Source organism: Microcoleus sp. Pol10D4, assembly GCF_036701555.1.
Classification (GTDB): domain Bacteria; phylum Cyanobacteriota; class Cyanobacteriia; order Cyanobacteriales; family Microcoleaceae; genus Microcoleus.
Genome location: NZ_JAUBRA010000001.1, coordinates 318,471 through 340,380, shown reverse-complemented (window position 1 = coordinate 340,380; position 21,910 = coordinate 318,471). Strand labels below are relative to the sequence as shown.

23 protein-coding genes and 1 pseudogene are annotated in these 21,910 nt (G+C 46.1%); 16 read left to right on the top strand and 8 right to left on the bottom strand.

Going from position 1 to position 21,910, the window contains the following annotated elements:
• Positions 1-41: 41 nt before the first annotated feature.
• On the bottom strand, positions 42-2,219 hold the full coding sequence (locus QUA36_RS01365) for a flavin-dependent dehydrogenase (protein WP_333455081.1): 2,178 nt from the start codon (positions 2,217-2,219) through the stop codon (positions 42-44).
• A 193-nt stretch (positions 2,220-2,412) separates the two neighbouring features.
• Between QUA36_RS01365 and QUA36_RS01360 the strand changes: the two genes are divergently transcribed.
• From QUA36_RS01360 to QUA36_RS01310, 11 genes and pseudogenes are all read left to right on the top strand, one after another.
• Positions 2,413-2,646 (top strand): hypothetical protein, encoded by a 234-nt coding sequence (locus QUA36_RS01360; protein WP_190662685.1) that lies wholly within the window; start codon positions 2,413-2,415, stop codon positions 2,644-2,646.
• 46 nt (positions 2,647-2,692) lie between these two features.
• A pseudogene (locus tag QUA36_RS01355) lies at positions 2,693-3,256 on the top strand (Uma2 family endonuclease).
• Between the two features lie 95 nt (positions 3,257-3,351).
• The gene (locus tag QUA36_RS01350) at positions 3,352-3,501 is read left to right on the top strand and encodes a hypothetical protein (protein ID WP_333455080.1); all 150 of its coding nucleotides are present in this window, start codon (positions 3,352-3,354) and stop codon (positions 3,499-3,501) included.
• Between the two features lie 3 nt (positions 3,502-3,504).
• Entirely contained in the window at positions 3,505-4,017 is a 513-nt protein-coding gene (lspA, locus tag QUA36_RS01345) for a signal peptidase II (protein WP_333165676.1), read from the top strand.
• A 205-nt stretch (positions 4,018-4,222) separates the two neighbouring features.
• Entirely contained in the window at positions 4,223-5,878 is a 1,656-nt protein-coding gene (locus QUA36_RS01340; protein ID WP_333455078.1) for a radical SAM protein, read from the top strand.
• A gap of 22 nt (positions 5,879-5,900) precedes the next feature.
• Entirely contained in the window at positions 5,901-6,209 is a 309-nt protein-coding gene (locus QUA36_RS01335) for a type II toxin-antitoxin system HigB family toxin (protein WP_333455077.1), read from the top strand.
• Positions 6,184-6,597, top strand: coding sequence for a transcriptional regulator (locus QUA36_RS01330; RefSeq protein ID WP_333455075.1), 414 nt, complete (start codon positions 6,184-6,186; stop codon positions 6,595-6,597). Before QUA36_RS01335 ends, QUA36_RS01330 begins: the two co-directional genes overlap by 26 nt.
• 41 nt (positions 6,598-6,638) lie before the next feature.
• A complete protein-coding gene (locus tag QUA36_RS01325; RefSeq protein ID WP_333455073.1) occupies positions 6,639-6,968 on the top strand; it encodes a type II toxin-antitoxin system RelE/ParE family toxin in 330 nt (109 codons plus the stop codon).
• A gap of 4 nt (positions 6,969-6,972) precedes the next feature.
• The gene (locus QUA36_RS01320; RefSeq protein ID WP_333455071.1) at positions 6,973-7,326 is read left to right on the top strand and encodes a transcriptional regulator; all 354 of its coding nucleotides are present in this window, start codon (positions 6,973-6,975) and stop codon (positions 7,324-7,326) included.
• 12 nt (positions 7,327-7,338) lie between these two features.
• Positions 7,339-7,800, top strand: coding sequence for an SRPBCC family protein (locus tag QUA36_RS01315; protein ID WP_190745192.1), 462 nt, complete (start codon positions 7,339-7,341; stop codon positions 7,798-7,800).
• Positions 7,784-7,972 (top strand): CPXCG motif-containing cysteine-rich protein, encoded by a 189-nt coding sequence (locus QUA36_RS01310; protein WP_006635525.1) that lies wholly within the window; start codon positions 7,784-7,786, stop codon positions 7,970-7,972. The genes QUA36_RS01315 and QUA36_RS01310 overlap by 17 nt, the downstream gene beginning before the upstream one ends.
• Before the next feature lie 4 nt (positions 7,973-7,976).
• Here the strand turns inward: QUA36_RS01310 and QUA36_RS01305 are convergent, their stop codons facing one another.
• The 3 genes from QUA36_RS01305 to QUA36_RS01295 all read right to left on the bottom strand — a co-directional run bounded on the left by QUA36_RS01305 (position 7,977) and on the right by QUA36_RS01295 (position 10,987).
• Positions 7,977-8,729, bottom strand: a complete 753-nt coding sequence (locus tag QUA36_RS01305; protein ID WP_333116399.1) for a gamma-glutamyl-gamma-aminobutyrate hydrolase family protein — start codon at positions 8,727-8,729, stop codon at positions 7,977-7,979.
• A gap of 204 nt (positions 8,730-8,933) precedes the next feature.
• A complete protein-coding gene (locus QUA36_RS01300; protein WP_333165661.1) occupies positions 8,934-9,596 on the bottom strand; it encodes a DUF2834 domain-containing protein in 663 nt (220 codons plus the stop codon).
• Between the two features lie 143 nt (positions 9,597-9,739).
• Positions 9,740-10,987: an FAD-dependent oxidoreductase gene (locus QUA36_RS01295; RefSeq protein ID WP_445301410.1), complete on the bottom strand. Its 1,248-nt coding sequence runs from the start codon at positions 10,985-10,987 to the stop codon at positions 9,740-9,742.
• A 283-nt stretch (positions 10,988-11,270) separates the two neighbouring features.
• Here QUA36_RS01295 and QUA36_RS01290 point away from each other — a divergent pair, with 283 nt between their 5' ends.
• Complete coding sequence (locus QUA36_RS01290) at positions 11,271-12,662, top strand: glycoside hydrolase family 10 protein (RefSeq protein WP_333455067.1); 1,392 nt, start codon at positions 11,271-11,273, stop codon at positions 12,660-12,662.
• A gap of 347 nt (positions 12,663-13,009) precedes the next feature.
• Positions 13,010-13,990 (top strand): aldo/keto reductase, encoded by a 981-nt coding sequence (locus QUA36_RS01285; RefSeq protein ID WP_333455065.1) that lies wholly within the window; start codon positions 13,010-13,012, stop codon positions 13,988-13,990.
• Positions 13,991-14,126: 136 nt separating this feature from the next.
• Here QUA36_RS01285 and QUA36_RS01280 read toward each other — a convergent pair whose 3' ends face one another.
• The 4 genes from QUA36_RS01280 to QUA36_RS01265 all read right to left on the bottom strand — a co-directional run bounded on the left by QUA36_RS01280 (position 14,127) and on the right by QUA36_RS01265 (position 18,896).
• Positions 14,127-15,341, bottom strand: a complete 1,215-nt coding sequence (locus tag QUA36_RS01280) for a M20 family metallopeptidase (protein WP_333455063.1) — start codon at positions 15,339-15,341, stop codon at positions 14,127-14,129.
• A 247-nt stretch (positions 15,342-15,588) separates the two neighbouring features.
• A complete protein-coding gene (gene bioD, locus QUA36_RS01275) occupies positions 15,589-16,296 on the bottom strand; it encodes a dethiobiotin synthase (protein ID WP_333455061.1) in 708 nt (235 codons plus the stop codon).
• Between the two features lie 60 nt (positions 16,297-16,356).
• Complete coding sequence (locus tag QUA36_RS01270) at positions 16,357-18,048, bottom strand: serine/threonine-protein kinase (protein ID WP_333455059.1); 1,692 nt, start codon at positions 18,046-18,048, stop codon at positions 16,357-16,359.
• 389 nt (positions 18,049-18,437) lie between these two features.
• Positions 18,438-18,896, bottom strand: coding sequence for a GatB/YqeY domain-containing protein (locus tag QUA36_RS01265; RefSeq protein ID WP_333455057.1), 459 nt, complete (start codon positions 18,894-18,896; stop codon positions 18,438-18,440).
• 608 nt (positions 18,897-19,504) lie between these two features.
• On the opposite strand from QUA36_RS01265, the gene QUA36_RS01260 reads away from it, so the two are divergent.
• From QUA36_RS01260 to QUA36_RS01250, 3 genes are all read left to right on the top strand, one after another.
• Complete coding sequence (locus QUA36_RS01260; protein WP_333165641.1) at positions 19,505-20,497, top strand: ribose-phosphate pyrophosphokinase; 993 nt, start codon at positions 19,505-19,507, stop codon at positions 20,495-20,497.
• A gap of 433 nt (positions 20,498-20,930) precedes the next feature.
• Positions 20,931-21,707, top strand: a complete 777-nt coding sequence (locus QUA36_RS01255) for a DUF3747 domain-containing protein (RefSeq protein ID WP_333165638.1) — start codon at positions 20,931-20,933, stop codon at positions 21,705-21,707.
• Positions 21,708-21,777: 70 nt separating this feature from the next.
• Positions 21,778-21,909, top strand: coding sequence for a hypothetical protein (locus tag QUA36_RS01250; RefSeq protein WP_333165636.1), 132 nt, complete (start codon positions 21,778-21,780; stop codon positions 21,907-21,909).
• Position 21,910: the final 1 nt, after the last annotated feature.

The following is a 21,910-nucleotide window of genomic DNA, read 5'->3' as shown; positions in this document are numbered from 1 at the left end:
AAACTTCTCCTCAACGATTAACTATGGATATTTTTAGCGAACTATTTGGTACTTAAGTCTTGCTCTTTTCTCCCCTTTCCCATGCCGTAGGTGAGAGCATAGCTGGTAGCCAACAGCCACAGCCAAACAGCCGGATACCGGGGCTCCAACCAAGGCTGTACCCTGCGGGCGAAGCTGGGAAGCCATCCGAACAGCAAACTGGCCAAAGCCAGCAGAGTAAAATTCAAGTAACTTCCCAGCCAGCGCCAAATATCCCCCAAGGTGACAAAATCTAAAATCCACAAGAGGAGAGAAGGGTTTTTTCCGGCTGCTTCGATCGCCAGTCGATTGAAAGTTAGCCAGTCGGTTCTGTCTTTAATAAAAGTTTCGGCGACGGCGAGTTTTTGTGCTGCCAAAATACCGAAAAAGGTATTGAGAATTGAATTAATTCTTTGAGGAGGCAAACTGCTCCCGGTAGGAACCATCATGCCTTTAGAAAACAGCCAAGTTACTGAAACATTGCTCTGGTAGGCGCGAATTTGGTTTAAGTGATTTGCCGTCAACAAATTGTGCTTTAAAGCTGTATCCAAAAGGTCTGTTAAGCGGAAAAGATTGCGAACAAGAGAGCCGAAGCCGGTGAAAACAAGGGGAGATTGCAAGGATGCTGCGTCGCCGATCGAGACTAGGCGATCGATCGCCACGGAGCGATCGCCGCTGTTGCTGCTAAAATGCCCCGGAATATAACCAAAGGTCGGTTTTTTCCACACCAATTTATCGACATCGCAGCGACGGTATTCCGGCAAAATTGCGAAAAAATCCTCGTACATTTCCAGCAAAGAACCGGGATTATCGGGATGTACTTGGTGGTAGTGAAATAGATAAACTGTCAATTCTGTGCCGGCGCCGGGAAACAACTCCCAAATGAGCTGGCGGCCACGGGAAATGTCCCCGTGAGTGTAGAGCACATCCCCGTACTCGGAATCCCATACTCCTGGCTCAAATCCTGCGTCGATGACTGCTCCCACTGTCGGACAAACGCTGTCAAAAGTCCGCCCTTCGTTCAATTGCCAAGCTATGGGAGAAGCCGAACCCATTGCATCCACCAGCAGCCGTCCTAATGCAGTGCGATCGGCTTTTGTCGGCAAGTGGCGGCCCTGAACTACTACTTTTTCCGCTTCAACATCGGCTCTGATAAACTCAGTTTCGTCCCAGATTTCTCCGCCAGCTTCTGTTAGCTTCACTCCCGCTAAATTTAGCAATTTCTCCCCGTCCAAAGCTACATTGAGTACCTTCGGTGTGTGCAGAACTGGCGCTTTAGCAACGGGCGGATTGTTAGCATCAAAAAACTTGTTGTAGCCATCTTTGTATTCTCTGGCAATCAAAGTTTCTATTTCTGCAGCAGTGAATAAACCCAAATCAATTAAGCTTTGAATTTCGTCCCGCGAAATATTCCACTCGCGATTCATCCGCCCGAAAGGCATTCGCTCAACTAGCAGCACCCGGTAGCCCAATCTCGCCATGACTGCGGCGTGAATCACTCCCAAGGCCCCGCCAATATAAATTAAGTCATAAAAAGTATCGCCAGAATCGGACACCGAAATTGTACCCTCTTCCTTCTTCCCTCTTCCTTCTTCCTTCTTCCCTCTTCCTTCTTCCTTCTTCCCTGTTCCCTCTTCCTTCAAAAACACTACTTGTTTTGGCTTTTGAGGATTGCGAGTGCCTTCGCGCCAACGCTGTTCCCACCAGTAGACGCGCTTGAGGTCGTATTCGCCTTGAGGCATTTTTTGGAAGTATTTGACGGTCAATGGGTAATAGGGGGCAAGAGCCTCAAAAATTGACTGTTTGGAGAGGTCTATGACAGGGGGTTCCCGGTAGCGATCGGGAAACTTGTTTCTCACAGCAAGATTCAGAGCTTCCAGGAACTTTCTTTCTCCAGCAGGCGCCTCTTCTAGACGAAAGACTTTTAAATAAGTGGTGCGTTGCAGTGACCAGACAAAGGTGGAAAGTTCTGTCGATCGCCAATTTTGGTTTCCTGAATTGGTGTCAGCCAAGGCGGGTTTTGGATTGGCATTTTGAGTTCCAGACTTCTGAACCTCGACTGTTGTGGCTGGTGAAAGCAGGCGAAAGCCGTCAGCAGTAATAATTTTTTCTCCGATTCCGGGATCGAATTCGTGCTGCAACCAAGTGCAGACGGCTGCTGTATCCGGTGTCGGAACTTCTAGATAAAGAATTTCTTGCATGATTAGGCTCTCAATTCTGAATAAATTAATAAAGATGGGGGAGTTGACAAGGGAGCAAAGTAGGCTATACTCCCGAATACTTATTGAGTTTTAAATAAGTTTACAATGTTCTCAGATTTTTAGGTTTTCGATCGCTCTTGCTCTCGGTTGGCCCGCACTGGCTGAATATCTACTCCTTTCGGTATGCACTTCTATGAATTATCCCATTCCTACGAATCCTCAAGAAATGATTGCTTTGCGACAGCAGCCGCTGAATGAAGAATTGGTGGCGTCGGCGATCGCGGGTGTGATTCAAATAGCTCGATCGCGATCTCAGTCTTTGGATGAATTAAAGGCTGAGGTACTCGCGGACGACAATCTGCTAGATTTTGCTCAGAGGCTATGGCTGAGCGACATTGTGGCTCAAGCTTGGAACAATTTACCTTAGACTAGACTGCTGCTAAAAGATCTACTTCATTAGAGGTGAACTCAAAATGGTACAAACAAGATTAAAATCCTTAACTTTAGAAGAGTTTCTCCAACTACCAGAAACCAAACCTGCCAGCGAATACATTGATAATCAAATTATTCAGAAGCCAATGCCATAAGGGAAACACAGTGCGACTCAATGTGAACTAATTATTTTCATTAACGCTATATTAAAACCAAAAAAAGTTGCACGAGCATTTCCAGAACTCCGGTGTACCTTTGGCGGAAGGTCAACAGTGCCTGATGTTTCAGTATTTGTCTGGAACAGAATTCCCGCCGATGATAACGGCGAAATTGCTAATGTTTTTCCCATAGCTCCTGATTGGACAATTGAGATTTTGTCGCCAGACCAAAGTCAAACTAAAGTTACTAAAAATATTCTGCACTGCTTAAATCATCAAACTCAAATGGGCTGGCTGATCGATCCCGACGAACAATGCGTTTTTGTTTATGTTCCCCAGCAACAGACAGCAGTATTTGATGAACCAGAAATGCTGCTGCGTGTGCCGTCCTTCGCTAGCGAACTGCGGTTGAGTGTTGGAGAATTATTTGGCTGGTTGCTGAAATAATTTTCGGAAGAAGGAAGAAGGAAGAGGGAAGAAGGAAGAGGGAAGAAGGAAGAAGGAAGAAGGAAGAAGGAAGAAGGAAGAGGTAACTGGTAATTGTGCAAAATAAGGTTATACTATACATTGCCCAACGGGAGAGTCATCGCGCTGCGGCTGGGATTGCTTTGCTGCACTGCATTCTGCTCGCAATGACAAGTGAGATTGGAGTAAATTCTCTCATGCCCGATGCCCCATTTTCTATTGCTTAATTCATGCGTTTTAAAAGAAATCCCTTGTTTTGGATTGCTGCTGTTATCAGTTTAGTTTTAGACCACCTGACTAAGTTTTGGGTGGTACAAAATTTTGACTTGACGGTTCCTCCGCAGACGCAGGCGCTGTTACCTGGGGTGTTTCACTTCACTTATGTTGTTAATACCGGTGCGGCTTTTAGTCTTTTCAGCAATGGCGGGGCGATTTGGTTGCGGTGGCTGTCTTTGGGCGTTAGTGTGGGATTGATTGTGCTGGCTTGGTTCGGGCCGCGTATTAACCGCTGGGAACAAGCTGGCTACGGTTTGATTTTGGGGGGAGCACTGGGGAACGGGATCGATCGATTTGTTTCGGGCCACGTTGTAGATTTTATCGATTTTCGGATCATTCGATTCCCGGTATTTAACCTAGCCGATGTGTTTATTAATGCTGGGATTGTCTGTTTGCTGATTGCAACTTTTCACACTGCACCGCCGACTCCGAAAAGTCAGGACGATCGCAATTCTATTTCAGAGTAAATTTGAAGAAGCAAGAAGGAAGTTTGCAAACCGATTTGCTTTCTTCGGATGTAACGGATGTAACAGCTAACTAACTGTAGGGTTCGTCAGCGGGGAGATCCTTAGTTTGTAGTCGCCACATTCAACCCTGACGCACCCTACAATGACTTTGGAAATGGCTTAAAATGAGATAAGAACAGACCTATTGTTAAAACTAAATTTGCCCGTGAATCCTAATCCATTTGCTCAAGAACGCTTACTATTTGCCCCAGCAACCCCCGATGCTGATGCTATCCCGACTATTTTTGCTTTTCCCAACGAGTACACGGTAGGTATTACCAGTCTCGGCTATCAGATAGTGTGGGCAACTTTGGCTGTGCGATCGGATATTGAAGTGGGCCGTTTATTTACTGATATCCGCGAACAACTTCCCCGACATCCAGAATTACTGGGATTTTCGCTTTCTTGGGAACTAGACTATGTAAATATTCTAAATTTATTGGAATCTCTAGAAATTCCGATTTGGGCGTCACAACGAACGGATAATCATCCGATTGTATTCGGCGGTGGCCCGGTTTTTACTGCTAATCCAGAACCTTTTGCCGAGTTTTTTGATGTGATTTTGCTGGGAGATGGCGAACATCTCGTAGACAATTTTATTGATGCTTATAAACAAGTCCGTACCGCCGACAGACAAACTAAATTGCGGCATTTAGCCCAAGTTCCGGGAGTTTACGTCCCCAGTTTGTATGAAGTAACTTATCTGGATGCGACGGAGGGTATTAAATCTATTCAGCCTGTAGATTCGGGAATTCCCAGTGTGGTTGAAAAACAGACTTATCGCGGCAATACTTTATCTGCTTCCACTGTGGTGACAGAAAAAGCGGCTTGGGAAAATATTTACATGGTGGAAGTGGTTCGGAGTTGTCCAGAAATGTGCCGTTTTTGTTTGGCAAGTTATCTGACTTTGCCGTTTAGAACTGCGAGTTTGGAGGCTTCGCTAATTCCGGCGATCGATCGCGGTTTAGCTGTGACTAATCGTTTGGGTTTGTTGGGTGCTTCTGTCACTCAGCACCCGGAATTTGAAGCGTTGCTGGATCATTTGAATCATCCAAAATACGACGGCGTGCGGTTGAGTCTTTCTTCGGTAAGGACGAATACGGTGACAGTTAAATTGGCAGAAATATTGACAAACAGAGACAGTAAATCTGTGACTATTGCGGTGGAAAGTGGGAGCGATCGCCTCCGCAAAATTGTTAATAAAAAACTCACTAACGATGAAATTATCCAAGCTGCCATTAATGCTAAGGCTGGCGGTTTAAAGGGAATTAAACTTTACGGGATGGCGGGAATTCCCGGCGAAGAGATGGAGGATTTGGAGGAGACGGTGGCGATGATGCGGGCGATTAAAAAAGCGGTTCCCGGTTTGCGGTTGACTTTTGGATGCAGCACTTTTGTTCCGAAATCTCACACTCCTTTTCAGTGGTTTGGAGTGAATAAAGATGCGGAGAAGAGGCTGAAGTTTTTAGATAAAGAATTGCGGAAGTTAGGTTTAGAATTTAGACCTGAAAGCTATAACTGGTCTGTGATTCAGGGTTTGTTGTCAAAGGGCGATCGGCGGTTGTCTCGGCTGTTGGAATTAGTGCGACATTACGGCGATACTTTGGGCAGTTATCGGCGGGCTTTTAAGGAGTTGCGGGGACAGTTGCCGGAGATGGATTTTTATGTTTTTCAAGAGTGGGAATTGGATCAGGTTTTGCCTTGGAGTCATTTAAAAGGGCCGCTACCGGAGGCGACTTTGAAGAAGCATTTGGCTGAGGCGATGAGTCATACAACACGACAGCAAAATCAAGAATGTGAAAATTCACTAAGTCGCGTTTAGTAAATTAGATTATAATAGCCTCATGCGTGTTATTAGCCGAAAACGACTAAAAGAATTTTGGGAAACACAGCCCAATGCTGAAACAAGTCTGTTGCTGTGGTATCAGCGTAGTTGTGATGCTGAATGGCAAAGTTTAGTAGATATTCGTAAAGTATTTCCTTCGGCTAACTTAGTAGGTAACTTTACGGTATTTAATATTGGTGGCAATAACTATCGGTTAATTGCTTTTATCGATTATGAATACCAGATAGTGTTTGTCAGCTCTGTTTTAACTCATGCAGAATATGATAAGGAGAACTGGAAAAATGACGACTGGTTTAAAAACTCCTAGTAGCTACTATGTTGAGATAATCACAACTTTTCCACCGCGCCCAATTACTTGTGAAGCTGAGTTAATCGCTACACAAAATCGGATGGATTCTATTGTGAGTCGGAGCAATCTCACGCAAGACGATCGGGATTACTTAAACGTGTTGGGTACTCTTGTTTATGATTACGAACAAAAACATGAGCCAATGCCAGTCTTGAAAGGTATCGCACTACTGAAAGCATTGATGGTTGAGGACAATATTCAAGAAAAAGATTTGGTTGATATTTTTGAATCCGAGTCTTGGGTATCTGAGATGATGGATGGAAAGCGGGAACTGACGGCGAGTCAAATTCAAAAGTTAGCTAAGTTTTTTCATCTTTCCCCTGTGGCATTTCTTGAGTATAATTAATTGCCAGGATACTGGGATGAGTGACGCACTATAATATAATTATGGCCGAAGTCCAACCGAGAGAAATTCAGCGTTATACTAAGCCAGATAACAAAGTGCCTTTCGATCAGTGGTTTGATTCGCTTAGAGATATCAATGCTCAAGCCAAGATTATCTCTAAGCTTAACCGAATTGCTGATGGTAATTTAGGAGACTATCGCTCCGTGGGGGAAGGTGTATGCGAACTTAAAATAAATTATGGGCCTGGCTACCGAATTTATTTGGGACAAATAGGGATGACAATTGTGATGCTCATCTGCGGAGGCGATAAAAGCACTCAAGACAGAGATATCCGCCAAGCTACAGAATACTGGACAGATTATAGGAGTTAAGACAATGCCTAAAAGCCTACCTTATCATCCATTTTTGATTGAATCTCTGAGAAAAAGTCCGGCATTGTCAGCCGCCTATATAACGGCGACATTAGAGGAGGAAGAGCCGGAACCTGAACTGCTAAAACGAGCTCTCAGCGATGTAGCAGAAGCTTTGGGTCAACCAAAAATGACTCCTGAACAATATGAATTGCACTTAAAAAAATTGGATGAATTGCTGTCGCAGCAAGGAAGTGATGCGATTTATAATCTGGGAACTTGGCTGAATACTTTGGGATTGAAACTAACTGTTGCTGTTTGTACTGATACAGAGGATAATACTGCAAATGCTGAAACGCGATCGCACTTAACTGTCTAGCCCAACGATACAATGCCCAATTTTAAATATTCGTCGCTGATTAATGCCACCGTTGAAGCAGTCTGGAACTTTCACGAAAGGCCCGACATTCTGCAACTTTTGACTCCGCCTTGGCAACCGGTGAAAATCATTCGCCGCGAAGGGGGATTAGATGTGGGTGCTGTATCAGAATTTCGCTTGTTATTGGGGCCGATTCCTGTAAAATGGGTGGCGACTCACACTGAGTGCGAACAATATCGCTTGTTTGTTGATGAACAAACTGAGGGGCCGATGGCACGTTGGACTCACCGACACGAGTTTACCTCAGAAAATGGCAAAACTAGATTGACAGATGCGATCGCATTTTCGATACCGGGCGGCCCGATTGTCGATTTGTTGTTAGGTTGGTGGGTGGAAATGCGGTTAACAGATATGTTTCGCTACCGCCACGAAGTCACAAAAAGAGAGTGCGAGAAAGATGCAAACAACGGCTGAATATTACTGTGCTTTCTGCGGCGAACCGAGTACAACTTTTGTTGATATCAGCGGTGGTATGGAGCAATCTTATATCGAAGATTGTCAGGTTTGCTGTCGCCCGAATGTTCTGTATGTCAGAATAGATGAAGATACCCTGGATATTGAAATAGATACGGACTATCAAGAATAAGTGACTATAAAAATGTAGGAATTGCTTGTGATGCTGACTTGGTAGAATTCATGAATTTTGAAGCGGCTGCTTCTACGAAAGCCCTAAAAATTCCAGAGTTGAAGGAACAGTTTGGCGACATTTCCGGGTGCCATTGAATTGCTATCATCCAAGGGTGATAGCAGTGTTCCATTGCTTCTACCAAAGTGTCAGGTGCATCGGCTACAATTCGCCAATCGGATGTTACCTTCCTCACTGCTTGATGATGCCAGGAAACAACTGTTGTTGAAGTTTTTCCCATAATTTTTGCTAGGCGACTGTTTGGCTCAATTTCAATGGTATGCTCGATCGCACGCGGGGGAATTCCCGATCCGTGATTAACCTCATCTCCGTAAGCATCCGGTACGTGAATTACCAAACTGCCACCGCTGGCTACGTTCAACATTTGCATTCCCCGGCAAATCCCCAACACAGGTATGTCAGCTTTCAAAGCTAGCTTTGCTAAGCTTAATTCAAAATTGTCGCGTTCTGCATTAACTGAGTAAACTGTGCGATCGACATAACCGCCGTAAAGTTCTGGGTTTATATCTCCGCCCCCGGAAAAAATCAAACCATCTACTGCATCAAAAATACTAGCCGGATCTAATTGATTGGGCGGCAGCAAAATCGGAATGCCACCAGCCGCCTGAACTGCATCAATATAAGTTCCATTTAAGCGATACTCGCCTGCTGAACAGCGGTTGGATGTTGTGATGCCAACAATCGGAAATTTTTTCATTTGCTAGAGACTGGGAGATAATTATTTACATTAATACTCAGATTTGGCACTATTTGTAATCAGTGTTTCATGGGCGGGCTAGAAGCCCAACCCCTACTCCCCACAATAAAACTTACTTATTGTGGAACAGGCATCTTGCCTGTTTCTTGTCTGATTACTTGTGATTGATTCCTACATTAAACTGAGAATTCCCTGCACTGCTGTCTAATTTGTAACAGTTTTAGTATTAGTTTCCGGCAGCGGTTTGCGCGTACACAGATAAGCCAACGGCCCGAACAGCGGTACTAATGTTACTGCCCAAAATGCTGTAGAGTTTTGCATTCCTCGGCGCGCCATATCGTCTCCTAATAAGGCAGGAAATAGTAGGCAAAGCATACAAAAATCTAAACTCATTACGTGGATAAAACGGTTGGTTTGCCACTGTATCATAAAATCATACCAATCGCCTTTTGTCAACCCAAAAGAAACTAAAGCAGCAGCACCCAATGTTAGGACAATGGCAGTAAAACGGGAGTCTAATATCTTTAAAAAGATATTTTTATGACCGGGAAATTCAGGATTCGGTTCGCGTAGGGCTAAATAAGGCAGCAAGGCAACGGCGCCGACGCCAAAGGATAAAGTGGCAAATAGCCATGCAGGTATTTTCTGCCCCCTGCCGTCAGCAAATAAGACGCAACTGTAGATGAGCGGCCAGACTCCCATGAGGTTGAATAACGCTACAATTAAAGGGTTGATGTCTGCTATTTTGCCTGTGGAAATATTGGTAATTAGTGTGATAGTTTTTTCTGGACTGTCGGGTGGTGAAAATACAAAGGCGTAGGTGATAAATGCAATCCAAAGCAGCCCAAATTCAATTTTTCTGAACATAGTTAGTTTTCTTTACTTCTGATATTACTATAACAATTTTAAAGCGTTTTTGAATAACACTTTTTTTATTAACCGCAGAGGACGCAGAGGAAGAGAAGAGAAGATGAGAGCGGATAAAATGTGAGCATCTTCTGAATGTATTGCTATTTGCTATCGCCTGTTTTGGGCAGATTGCTAAATTGTTGCATAAATTGGCGATCGATCCAATCTTTCCAATACCACAATAACCATGATTCCCACATGAAATTGCCGCGAGATGCGATCGCCATTTTATTCCCAGTACCAATTAGCCCTAAGTATTGTTCTTGCGGTGCAAAGGGTTTCAGCGGTTTTTCCAATAAAAACTGCTGCAAATTTTTAAACAGCGGTTTGCCCTGACGCACAGCAAACACGCCTGCTTTGGGACGCGGATAATTAACCATCGCGCAGATGTCTCCAGCCCCAAATACGTTGGGGTGAGAGACTGATTGTAGGCAATCGTTGACTTCCATAAAGCCGTTTGAGTCGGCTGCTAAACCGGATTCTCTTATCCAATTGGCTGCCGATGCTTGTGTCACCCAAAAAATGCGATTGCACTCTAATTCTAAACCTGATTGACAGGAAATTTTGGCATTGGGTATTGGGCATTGGGCATTGGGCATCGGGCATTCTTGATTATCTTCTATGTCAATCGTTTCTGGCTTTTCTATAGCAATAACTTTTTCCATTAAATGCAGTTTAATGCCGCGACTGATGAGAATTTCTTGAAGGCGTAGGCGCACCCGCTGATTGTGTCCCTGCATCAATTCAGCACCGCTGTGAAACAAATGAATTTCTGATGATAAATTTTCTAAATTTTCTTCCCTCTTCCTTCTTCCCTCTTCCTTCTTCCCTCTTTCTTCTTCCCTCTTCCCTCTTCCTTCTTCCTTCTTCCTTCTTCCCTCTTCCTTCCCCAATCGAGATTGCATATTTAATGCTAATTCTACGCCGCCAGCACCGCCGCCGACAATGGCTATCCGCAGCGGTTTTTGGGGATGGTTTTGCCTTTCGGAAATTAACTGATTCCAGCTAGCTAAAAACTCCGGTACGGGTTTTGCTGCAATTGCATATTCTGCCGCACCCGGTACAGATAAAGTCGCAGGAGTGCTGCCGATATCCACAGAAAGCACATCAAAATTAATCGGAGGCCGAGTTTGACAAATAACTAAATTTTTGTTAAGGTCGATCGCGATCGCCCGATCGACAACTATTTGACACCTGGCAAATTCAGCGAGCGAGCGCAAATCGATGTGACATTCATCATAATCGTAAAACCCGGCAACGTGCCCCGGCAGCATTCCCGAATAAGGCGCGTGCAGCACGTCGCTAATCAGAGTTAAACGCACTCCCGGCAGCGGTTTGAAACCGAACATTTTTAATACAATAGCATGACTGTGACCGCCACCAATTAACACTAAATCTTTCACAATTACAGATGTTCGATCGAAATGTTCCAGCACCAATATTGTACAGCACTCGCACTCCTTGGGCCGCAAAGTCCGGTAAGGATAGCTGGCAGTGCGTAATGAATGATTTCCCAGCAGTTAGACAGAATGCTGTCACTTACCCTCTGTCTCAGAGATTATACTGAACTCAGTTGCGATCGTATAACATCAATTCACCCATTTCAGTTAACCGATCCCACATTCAGCGCAAATGGCTGTAGACTGTAGAGCGAGCAAATTTTATCACCAAATTATGTCGGGGTGTGTTTCAATAGCTAACTCACCATTCAAAACTATGACATTACGCATCATTCCGCGCAGTTGGCAGCGATCGATTAAAACTCTTTTCCCGCTTCTGTTTGCCCTCTCATTCATTATAGTATTGCTGGCGAACAATTTCATTCCGGCGATCGCCCAGCAACCCCGCCAGGAAATTCGCGGCGTTTGGATGACGACAAACGACAAAGACATCCTCAGAGATCGTCGCAAACTAGGAGATGCTGTCAGCAAACTAAAACGGTTAAATTTCAACACAATCTATCCCGTTGTCTGGAATTCTGGCTATGCAATGTATCCCAGCAATGTAGCGCAGCAAAGAGATATTCAACCCTTTGTTTACAGAGGGTTAGAGGGACAAGATATGATCGCAGATTTAATCGCTCAATCTCACCGCCAAGGCCTGCTAGTAATTCCTTGGTTTGAGTTTGGTTTCATGGCTCCTCCCACCTCAGAATTAGCCTTAAATCATCCCGATTGGCTGACACAAAAACAGGACGGCAGCCAAACATCAAACGGCGCGGGCGGCGAAGTAGTTTGGCTCAATCCCTTTCATCCCGAAGTTCAGCAATTCATTACCGAACTCGTACTAGAAATCACCACTCAATACAACGCCGACGGCATTCAATTTGACGACCACATGAGTTTGCCGTCGGAATTTGGATACGATGAGTACACAGTTGCTTTGTATACCAAAGAAACAAAAAAGGCTCCGCCAAAAGATTTTCAAAATCCAGCATGGGTGCAGTGGCGAGCCAATAAAATTACGGCTTTTATGTCGCAGCTAAATCAAGCCGTCAAAGCAGTCAAGCCCAATGCAATTTTCTCAATTTCTCCCAATTACTACGAGTTTGCTTACAAACATCATCTACAAGATTGGCTGACTTGGGTGCGCTTGGATATTGCCGACGAGCTAATCGTGCAAGTGTACCGTCCCAATTTAGAATCATTTGTGGGCAAGATTAACCGTCCAGAAATGCAAGAAGCACAGCAAAAGATTCCCACCGGAGTTGGGATTATGACAGGTTTGAGAAATAACCCAGTACCGATTGAGCAAATTAAATCTCAGGTGCAAGCAGTCCAAGAATACGGCTTAGGCGCCGCTTTCTTCTACTACGAAAGCTTGTGGGAATATGCGCCCGAACCCATCGCCCATCGACTGTCTCAATTTAGTGCTTTCTTCCCGTCTTCTGCATTCCGAACAGCGCTACAAATACCCAGACGCGCGGCTACTTTCCCTCCGCCGCCACCACCAAAACCAGATCCTAAAACTAAGCCAGAGCAACCTACCAAAAACAGCACACCTTCACCCTCGCCAACCACGTAAAAGAATTAACAAGTCATCAGTCATTGGTAATTTTGTAGGGTGTGCCATTAGTCCGACAGTCCGACAGGGGTTTAAACCCCTGTCTCATAGCTGAAGTCGTCTTTAGACGACTGTAGCAATTCTATCAAAGCTGTTTTTGTATAGAGTTAGCGCTGAATATATGTGTAACTCTAATTTCCAAAATAGAGATTACTATTTTAGTCGCTTAAAACCGACTTATGCTATTAGACAGGAACTTGAGTCCCTGGCGGCCTGTGGCAGAGTGAAACAGCTCTACAGGGGGCTTGGCGATACCGAGTTATGTTCCTATAAAATATCCGTATTACCAACAACTACCATCAATAAAAATGTCAACTAACCAAAAAATTTTACTTCCAAAAATGGGCTGCGGCACTTGGGCTTGGGGCAACAGATTTCTCTGGGGCTACAACGAAAGTATGGACGAGGAATTGCAAGCCGTTTTCAATCTTTGTATTAGTAACGGTATGACTTTATTTGATACCGGCGACTCTTACGGAACAGGGAAATTAAACGGACGCAGCGAGCAGCTTTTGGGGCAGTTTTCTCAACAATATCAAGGTGTAAATAAAGACAGTATTTGTATTGCGACAAAACTGGCGGCTTATCCTTGGAGGCTGACGCGACAATCAATGATATCGGCTTGCAAAGCCTCTGCTTCGCGTCTCGGGAAAAATGTAGATTTGGTGCAAATGCACTGGTCTACAGCTAATTACGCTCCTTGGCAAGAGGGGGCTCTTTTAGATGGTTTGGCTGACCTTTATGAGCAAGGATTGGTCAAGGGAGTGGGATTGTCTAATTACGGGCCGAAACGGCTGAAATGGGTGCATCAAAGATTTAGCGATCGCCAAATTCCTATTGTTACTTTACAAGTGCAATATTCGCTACTTTCCACCTATCCGGTAACAGAACTCGGATTGAAAGATGTGTGCGATGAATTGGGGATAAAATTGATTGCTTACAGTCCTCTAGCCTTGGGGTTGCTGACGGGTAAATATTCCGAAAACGGCCCTCTTCCTAAAGGTATCCGAGGTTTGGCGTGCAAGCAGCTACTTCCGGGAATGCGATCGCTTTTGGAGTGTTTGCGAGAAATATCGACATTTAGAAACAAGACTGTTTCGCAGATAGCAATCAACTGGTGCATCTGCAAAGAAACTATTCCGATTCCGGGGGCTAAATCTGTGGTACAGGCGAGGGATAATATTGGTGCTTTGGGCTGGGAGTTAGACTCCGGGGAGATTACCGAATTGGATAAGGCAGCGGCGAGTGTAGATAAAAAAATGGTGCAGAATATTTTTCAAACTCGGTAATATCTGAGATGTTTTATCATTCTCATGAATAGGCAAGATGCCTGTTCCACAAGACATGAATTTGCCTGTTCCACAAAGAATGAATTTATTGTGGGGAGTAGGGGTTGGGCTTCTAGCCCGCCCATAAAAGACTTATTTACATCGCACAAAAATTTTCGACACACCGAACAAACATTTCTACACCCATCCCCAACGCAGTTTCATCAAAATCAAAACGCGGGTGATGGTGCGGGTAAGCCAAGTTTTTCTCTGGATTTGCTGAACCCAAAAAGAAATAGCAACCTGGCACTTCTTGCAAAAAGAACGACATATCCTCGCCGCCCATTGTTTGACATTCCGGCACGATTCCTGCAGGAGTTTCGACAACGGATTCTGCAACGCCGCGCACCAATTCAGCTATTCTCGAATCATTAATAACTGGCGGATAAAGCGCACAATAATCTAATTGGTAATTTGCCCCGTGACTCTGACAAATTCCGGCAATTACTTGCTCGATTCGCTGTGCAAAATAACCTTGATATGCTGGATTGAAATAGCGCACCGTGCCACCGATTTGAGCGGTATCGGCAATGACGTTGTGGGTGTGGCCTGCGTGGAATTTGCCGACAGTTACTACCGCTGAGTCGATCGGGTCAATGTTCCGCGCGACAATTGCCTGCAAAGCGCTGACAATTTGGGCTGTAACTACGATCGAGTCCACAGTCTGATGTGGCATTGCGCCGTGTCCACCTTTGCCAAAAATCGTGCAGTCAAAAACTTCGACAGCCGCCATCAAAGCGCCGCTGCGGACGCCTACAGTACCCAACGGTAGATTGTTCCACAAATGCAAGCCGACGATCGCATCAACATCAGGATTCTTCAAAACTCCCGCTTCAATCATCGGTTTTGCGCCTCCTGGCCCTTCTTCGGCGGGCTGAAAGATAAATTTTACTTTCCCCGAAAAGCTGTGTTTGTGCTTAGCAAGATAACAGACAGTACCAAGGGCGATCGCAGTGTGGCCGTCGTGGCCACAAGCGTGCATAATTCCATCATGCTGCGATCGATAATCCACCTCATTTTCTTCTTGAATCGGCAAAGCATCCATATCAGCCCGAATTGCCAAAACCCGCCCCGGTTTGCCGCTGTCTATAGTGGCGACAATACCAGTTTTAGCAATATTAGTTTCATGCTCAATTCCCCATTCCTGCAACTTTTGCGAGATAAACTGCGCCGTTAAATTTTCATCAAAACTCAACTCCGGTTTTTGGTGCAAAAGGCGACGCCATTCTACTAGCTGAGGCTGCAAATTTATAATCTCCAGCCGCAACTGAGATAAATCCACAGAAGTTAAATTCGGTAAAGTAGAAACCATGTTTTATTCTCCTTTTTTTTGATTAGGTTTTAGATTTAATCACTTAATAAATGGTAATCACTAATTATAGCAATCCAGAATAATTTGTGAAACTCTCTCTTCTCTTTCTCTGCGCTCTCTGCGCTCTCTGCGGTTAAAATAAAATCTTCTTCAATCCTATCCCAGTTGGGCCGGATATTTTTTTAAAATGAACCGTAGAGGACGCAGAGGAAGAGAAGAATGAGAAAGAGAGGTGTTTAGAATAGGGTTATTTAGAAGTCTGAGCAACTAAATTCACCCCTGGCAGTAACCGCTCTAAATCTAAATCTGAAGCAACTTTAGCTAATTTAGCAAGGTCAGTCGGGTCATCTAAATGCCGCAAAATACCCAACACAGGTATTTGAGTCAGCGACTGGATCAAATCAACGGGCGCTAAATCGGCAATTTCTTGTTCAGAATAAGCTTTAACGCAATTGAGCACAATTCCTCTCAGCTTAAAACCAGTGTGTCTGGCGAGAGCAACATTCGCTACAGCTTGCCCGATCGCCCCCAACCTCACAGGTACTACCAAAACCCCTCTCAGCCGCCAATCCCTGGCAATATCGGCCACCGTCAGTTCCCGCGTTACAGGCGAACCCAGCCCTCCCAAAGCTTCCACCAACACAAAATCCTTACGTTCAGAGAGGCTTTGCAGCGCCGTCCAGACCTTTTCGAGTTCGATACGTCTCCCATCCCGTTCCGCAGCAATTGGTGGTGCTAGAGGCGCATCAAAGTGCAGCGGATTGAGTTCTTCGGGGGATTGGTCGAGGGCAAACAAACGAGTGTAGAGTTCGCGATCGCCCGTTCCCGTTTGCATGAGTTTCATAATTCCCAAACTGCGATCGGGAAAATACATTTGCCAATAAGCAGCCAGAGCGCTGGTCAAAACAGTTTTGCCCGCGTCGGTATCAGTTCCAGCAATTAGCAAGGAGTTCATTGACAAATAGCTAACAAATAATTGGCCTCAACCTCAGTCTAGGGGAATTTTGCCAGAAGTTTAGAGTTCTGGCGATGGTGCGGGTGTTGGTAGTGGTTCCGGTAACGGCGTGGGTTCGGGTTCCGGTGACGGCGCTGGTGTTGGTTCCGGTTCCGGTGACGGCGCGGGAGTTGGTTCCGGTTCCGGCGACGGTGCGGGAGTTGGGGCTGGTTCCGGTGATGGTGCGGGAGTTGGTGCGGGAGTTGGTGCTGGTGTTGGGGACGGCGCGGGTGTTGGTTTGGGTGCGGGAGTTGGTGCGGGCGTCGGTTTGGGCGTCGGTTTGGGCGCGGGAGTCGGCGCGGGCGTCGGTTTTGGTGTGGGAGTTGGCGCTGGGCTGGGTTCTGGGCTTGGTTCCGGCAAAGGTTCTGGGCTTGGTTCGGGCAAAGGTTCTGGGTTCGGTTCCGGCAAAGGTTCTGGGCTTGGTTCCGGCAAAGGTTCTGGGCTTGGTTCCGGCAAAGGTTCTGGGCTGGGCTCCGGCAAAGGTTGTAGGGTTGGGGTTGGCAAAGGTTGCGGGGTTGGGGTTGGCAAAGGTAGCGGGTTTGGTATGGGAGTTAGTGTCGGCGTGGGATTTATGAGTGCTGGCGCAGTCGGAGTGGGTTTGGGGCGCGAATTGTTGAGAAATGAGCCGACTAAAGCCCAGGAACCGAAGCCTGTCAAGATTACTAAGCCCGCCAGCAGACCGATCGCAGCAATGGGATTGTCCCAAAAAGAGCCGCCAACAGGCTCAATTAACGGGTCGGGCTGGTTTTGCGGGTGGGAACTCTGGGCGGCGGGCTCTGGCGGCCTGCCCACGGCCACCGTTGCTATGAGCGAAGGGTTTGTCGGCACAACTGCTGGCGGCGCGGGCGGTACAGTTGGCTGGCTAGGCTTAGGATTAGTTTGGGCGTCGAGTGCTTGGGCGACTTCGCTGACAGATTGGTATCGATCGCCCGGAGACCGGCTCAACATCCGATTGAGCACCAAAGCCAAACCCGTGCTCACCTGAGCTTGCTGCTGCCAATTCCACTGCAGCGTTGTTTGATCGAGCAATTCCTGCGGTTCTTTGCCCGTCAGCAGGACGATCGCCGTTACGGCTAAAGCGTAGAGGTCGCTGCTGGCTGTTGCCCGCCCGCTTTGCAACTGTTCCATCGGCGCGTAGCCGATTTTGCCGACAGTTGTTGCGTGGGCTGTTCCTTCGGGAGACTGGACTTTGGTGGCGAGTTCCTTCACCACTCCAAAGTCAATCAGCACAGGCATTTGGTCATTTTCCCGCCGAATTATATTTTCTGGGGAGATGTCGCGGTGGATGATGCCGCGGGCGTGGATGTGAGCCAGTACCGGCAGCATTTGCCGGATAAATACCAAGACTTCGGCTTCGGTGAAGGTGCGACCATTTGAAGTTTGATCGAGCAACAGTTCGCGGTAAGTCATTCCTTCCACGTAATCCTGCACTAAAAACAAACGCTGGTTCTCTTCAAATATTGCCCGAAACTGGGGAATTTGTGGATGCCCAATTTGGTAAAGTATTGCCGCCTCTCTTTGAAACAATTCCTTCGATTTTTCCAAAACGTAAGGCCCGCTTTGCACCGGAATCAATTCCTTCAGGGCGCAGCGTTCTTGAAACCGTCCCAAATCTTCTACTAAATAAGTCCGGCCAAATCCTCCTTGACCTAAAATATTCACCAAGCGGTAGCGGTTTTGTAGGAGAGTTCCAATAGCAATAGGTGGCTGCATAAGTTTAAGTAGAAACTGTTAAAAAATAGACGATCGCTCACAGACTTAGTAATGCTAGGTCTTTCATGCTCTTGAGCAGACTTCACTCTCTGTAGTCCCCAGTCCCGACCAAAGTTAGTATTTTACATTTTTTTGACATTCTTGGACGCCATGATGGTCAGAAACCGAGTTTTTTCACGAAAATACACAGGTTGCAACCCGCACATCCGATCAAAAACCCGGTTTCGGCGTCAATATCTCAAGGGAGAAATGCACGATTTTTCGTAGAAACCGGGTTTTTTGGCTTTAGCCCTAATAAATTGTCGCCCCCCTGCCTAAGCCATACATCTCTATAAAGCTTGAGATTATTTATGGGAGATGTCTACTGACTACTGACTACTGACTACTGACTACTGATTAAGCTTTGCTTTCACCATCTCTTGAATTCTGTTACCGTCTGCTTTGCCTTTAAGCTGCTGCATTGCCTTGCCCATCACCTTGCCCATATCTTTTGCAGAAGTAGCGCCAACCGAGGCAATCACTTCGTCAACGACTTGACTCACCTCTTCGTCTGACATTTGCGCCGGCAAATACTCTTCAACAATTGCCAACTCCGCCTCCTCTTGTCCCACTAAATCTTCGCGGCCACCTTTGCGGTATTGTTCGATCGAATCCCGGCGCTGTTTGGCTATTTGCATCAAAATTTCCATTTCTTGAGCTTCTGTCAGCGTTTCTTGCCCGGAGGGACGGAGGCTGACTTCTTTTTCGAGAATAAATTTCTTGATGCCACGAACTGTTTCCAAGCGAACTTTGTCCTTGGACTTCATGGCTGCTTTGATTTCTGCGTCAATGCGTTCTCTTAAGCTCATCGATTTCTACCTTGCTTTGCCCGATATCAAAAATCTGAAGTATGCTTCCGATTCTTAACTTTTTTTACAGTATTTTTCAAGTTTATTGCCTGTTGGTGGCATTTTTCTCGCATTGAACCCGGATGCCTTGGGCTTTCGACTGAATTTGGGGTGGCTGCACTTGCAGCCTCAGCCCCAAATTGACTCACGCCAGAATTTTGAGAGGCAGGGGCACAAGTGCGATCGTACTTCTGCCAGTACAGAGTTCGCTACAACCCACATTCCACACCCTGGGGTGTCACCCAGCATAATTACGCAGAAAACTCTATCTTTACAGTAATAAATTATGCCTTTAACAAGTTTTATATCCGTTAATGTACGGTATTCAAGTATAATTCATAGTTTTATTGCTGGATAAAAATAAGTAAAAACCGATTCTGACCGTTAAGGATACCGAATGTGGGGTAGAAACCGGATTTGTTGGACATATTTCTGCAAGTCCTATTCAATTCGCCTAACTTCACACTTGTGGTCGCCCCGAAAGTTAAATCTATTAAAAAATTGGCTGAATATTTCTAGTTTCAGATGGTAAGATAGCGATGGAATAAACGTCCTGCAAGAGGCCTGCTGTGATCCGTTCTGCTACTTTACCGCTTCCGCTTCCCGAGCCGCCGGTTTCCGCTCATGACCGTCTGCGGCTGTTCTCCGGTTCTGCTAATATTCCCCTCGCCCAAGAGGTGGCTCGCTATCTGGGGATTGATTTGGGGCCGATGGTTCGCAAGCGGTTTGCTGATGGGGAACTGTACGTTCAAATTCAAGAATCGATTCGGGGTTGCGATGTTTACTTGATTCAGCCAACTTGCTGTCCGGTAAACGATCGCCTCATGGAATTGTTAATTATGATCGATGCTTGTCGCCGCGCTTCGGCCAGACAAATTACTGCCGTCATCCCCTATTACGGATATGCTAGGGCTGACCGCAAAACGGCCGGAAGAGAGTCGATTACTGCAAAATTAGTGGCTAATTTGATTACGGAAGCTGGGGCCGGTCGCATTTTGGCGATGGATTTGCACTCGGCTCAGATTCAAGGTTATTTTGACATTCCTTTCGATCACGTTTACGGTTCGCCGGTGCTTTTGGATTATCTGGCGAGCAAGCAGTTGACGGATATTGTTGTGGTTTCGCCGGATGTTGGCGGAGTCGCTAGGGCGAGAGCTTTTGCCAAAAAGCTTGGTGATGCTCCCCTGGCAATTATTGACAAGCGCCGCCAAGCTCACAACGTGGCAGAAGTGATGAACCTCATCGGTGATGTGAGCGGCAAAACAGCCGTGTTGGTGGACGACATGATCGATACTGCCGGCACGATTTCTGAAGGTGCGAGATTGTTGCGCCGGGAGGGTGCGAGGCAGGTTTATGCTTGTGCTACTCATGCGGTGTTTTCGCCTCCGGCGATCGAGCGTTTGTCTAGCGGGATTTTGGAAGAGGTAATTGTTACGAATACAATTCCTGTGCCGGAAGAGAACCGTTTTGAGCAGTTGACGGTGCTGTCGGTAGCCAATTTGCTCGGAGAAACTATTTGGCGGATTCACGAAGATAGTTCTGTTAGCAGTATGTTCCGCTAGAGGGCAAAGACAGTTTTTGAATGTGTGTTTTAGGGTGCGTTAACAAGAGTGTAACGCACCGTTTTTTTGCCCAATAGTGCGATCGTTTCCCGCAAGTAATCAGCCCAGGCGCATCTAACTTTTACTCTCAAGTCCCATCAAATTCTTGTGGAGTGGGCGTCGCGCCCGCCCGGAAAATACAATTGAGAGGTCGAACAGCTTATCAAGTTCCTCGGTAAAATAACGCTTATAACTTTGTAGGGAGGACTCAAGTCCTCATAAAATTCGCTCGGAGTTGAGTTTTCACTACGAACCAATGTGACGAGCGGCGATCGATCGCACTTGGTACCACCGGAACAAGAGATGGTAAAATTCTATCTTGTTGTCTGAAGAGGGCGACTTTTTTATATTCTAGATAAGTCTCATCATAATAAGGAGCCAATAGGGAAAAATCATGAAACATTCACTTGTACGAACAGTGGCAGCACTGGCAGGTTCAGCAATTTTAACACTTGGCGCGATCGGTTCGGCTAAAGCATTTACTTTTGACGAAACCGACATTAACCAAGACCGAGTAATTGTCATCGCCCAACCCCGCCCTTCCGGTGGCTACCAATTGCTAATTGTAGAACAGGTATCTGACAAGCGGAAATGCTGGAGCGAAAGTGGCTCTAATCCCGTGAAAGTCGATCCATTATTAGTTAGTTTTGATTTCACCGGTATTTGTGGCCGCGCAACAGACAGCAACGGCTTTTCAATTCGCATGGCAGGCACCGATTTAGCATTAACATACGCCCTGACTTTGGAAAGTGTTGATGGGGATGTTCTACTAATTGGAACTCCGGTAGATTACCAAGGTAAATCTGTGATTATCGGTCGCACAAATGGCGATGCTAACGAATTCATGAAAGTCACTCTCGATCCTGCTTGGCGCTTGAGTAAAAGGGCTTACCAAGGTCGCACATTAGGTCACTTTTATTTCACTACCAATCAACCCGCACCGGAAGAAATTGGCAATACCGGAGGCAATACCGGAGGCAATACCGGAGGCAATACCGGAGGCAATACCGAAGCAATACCGCAGCCAATACCAATACAAATACCGCAGCCAATACCAATACAAATACCGGAGGCAATACCGCAGCCAATACCCCAGCCACCGCAGCCAACACCGCAGCCAATACCGCAGCCAATACCGCAGCCAATACCGCAGGAAATACCAATACCGTAGGCAATACTGACCCTTCTACAATTCGGAGATAGCTACCGATGATATCTACGCTTCCGAAATTAAAGAAGCTGTGGGCTTTGGGTTTGTAGCCCGGTTTTCTCAAGATAATACCTTTCGACCGCAACTTGCTGTTACCAGAGAGCAATTGGTATCTTTAGTATTGAAATCCTGGAAAGGAATACCTGTTCGTAGTGAGGACTAAA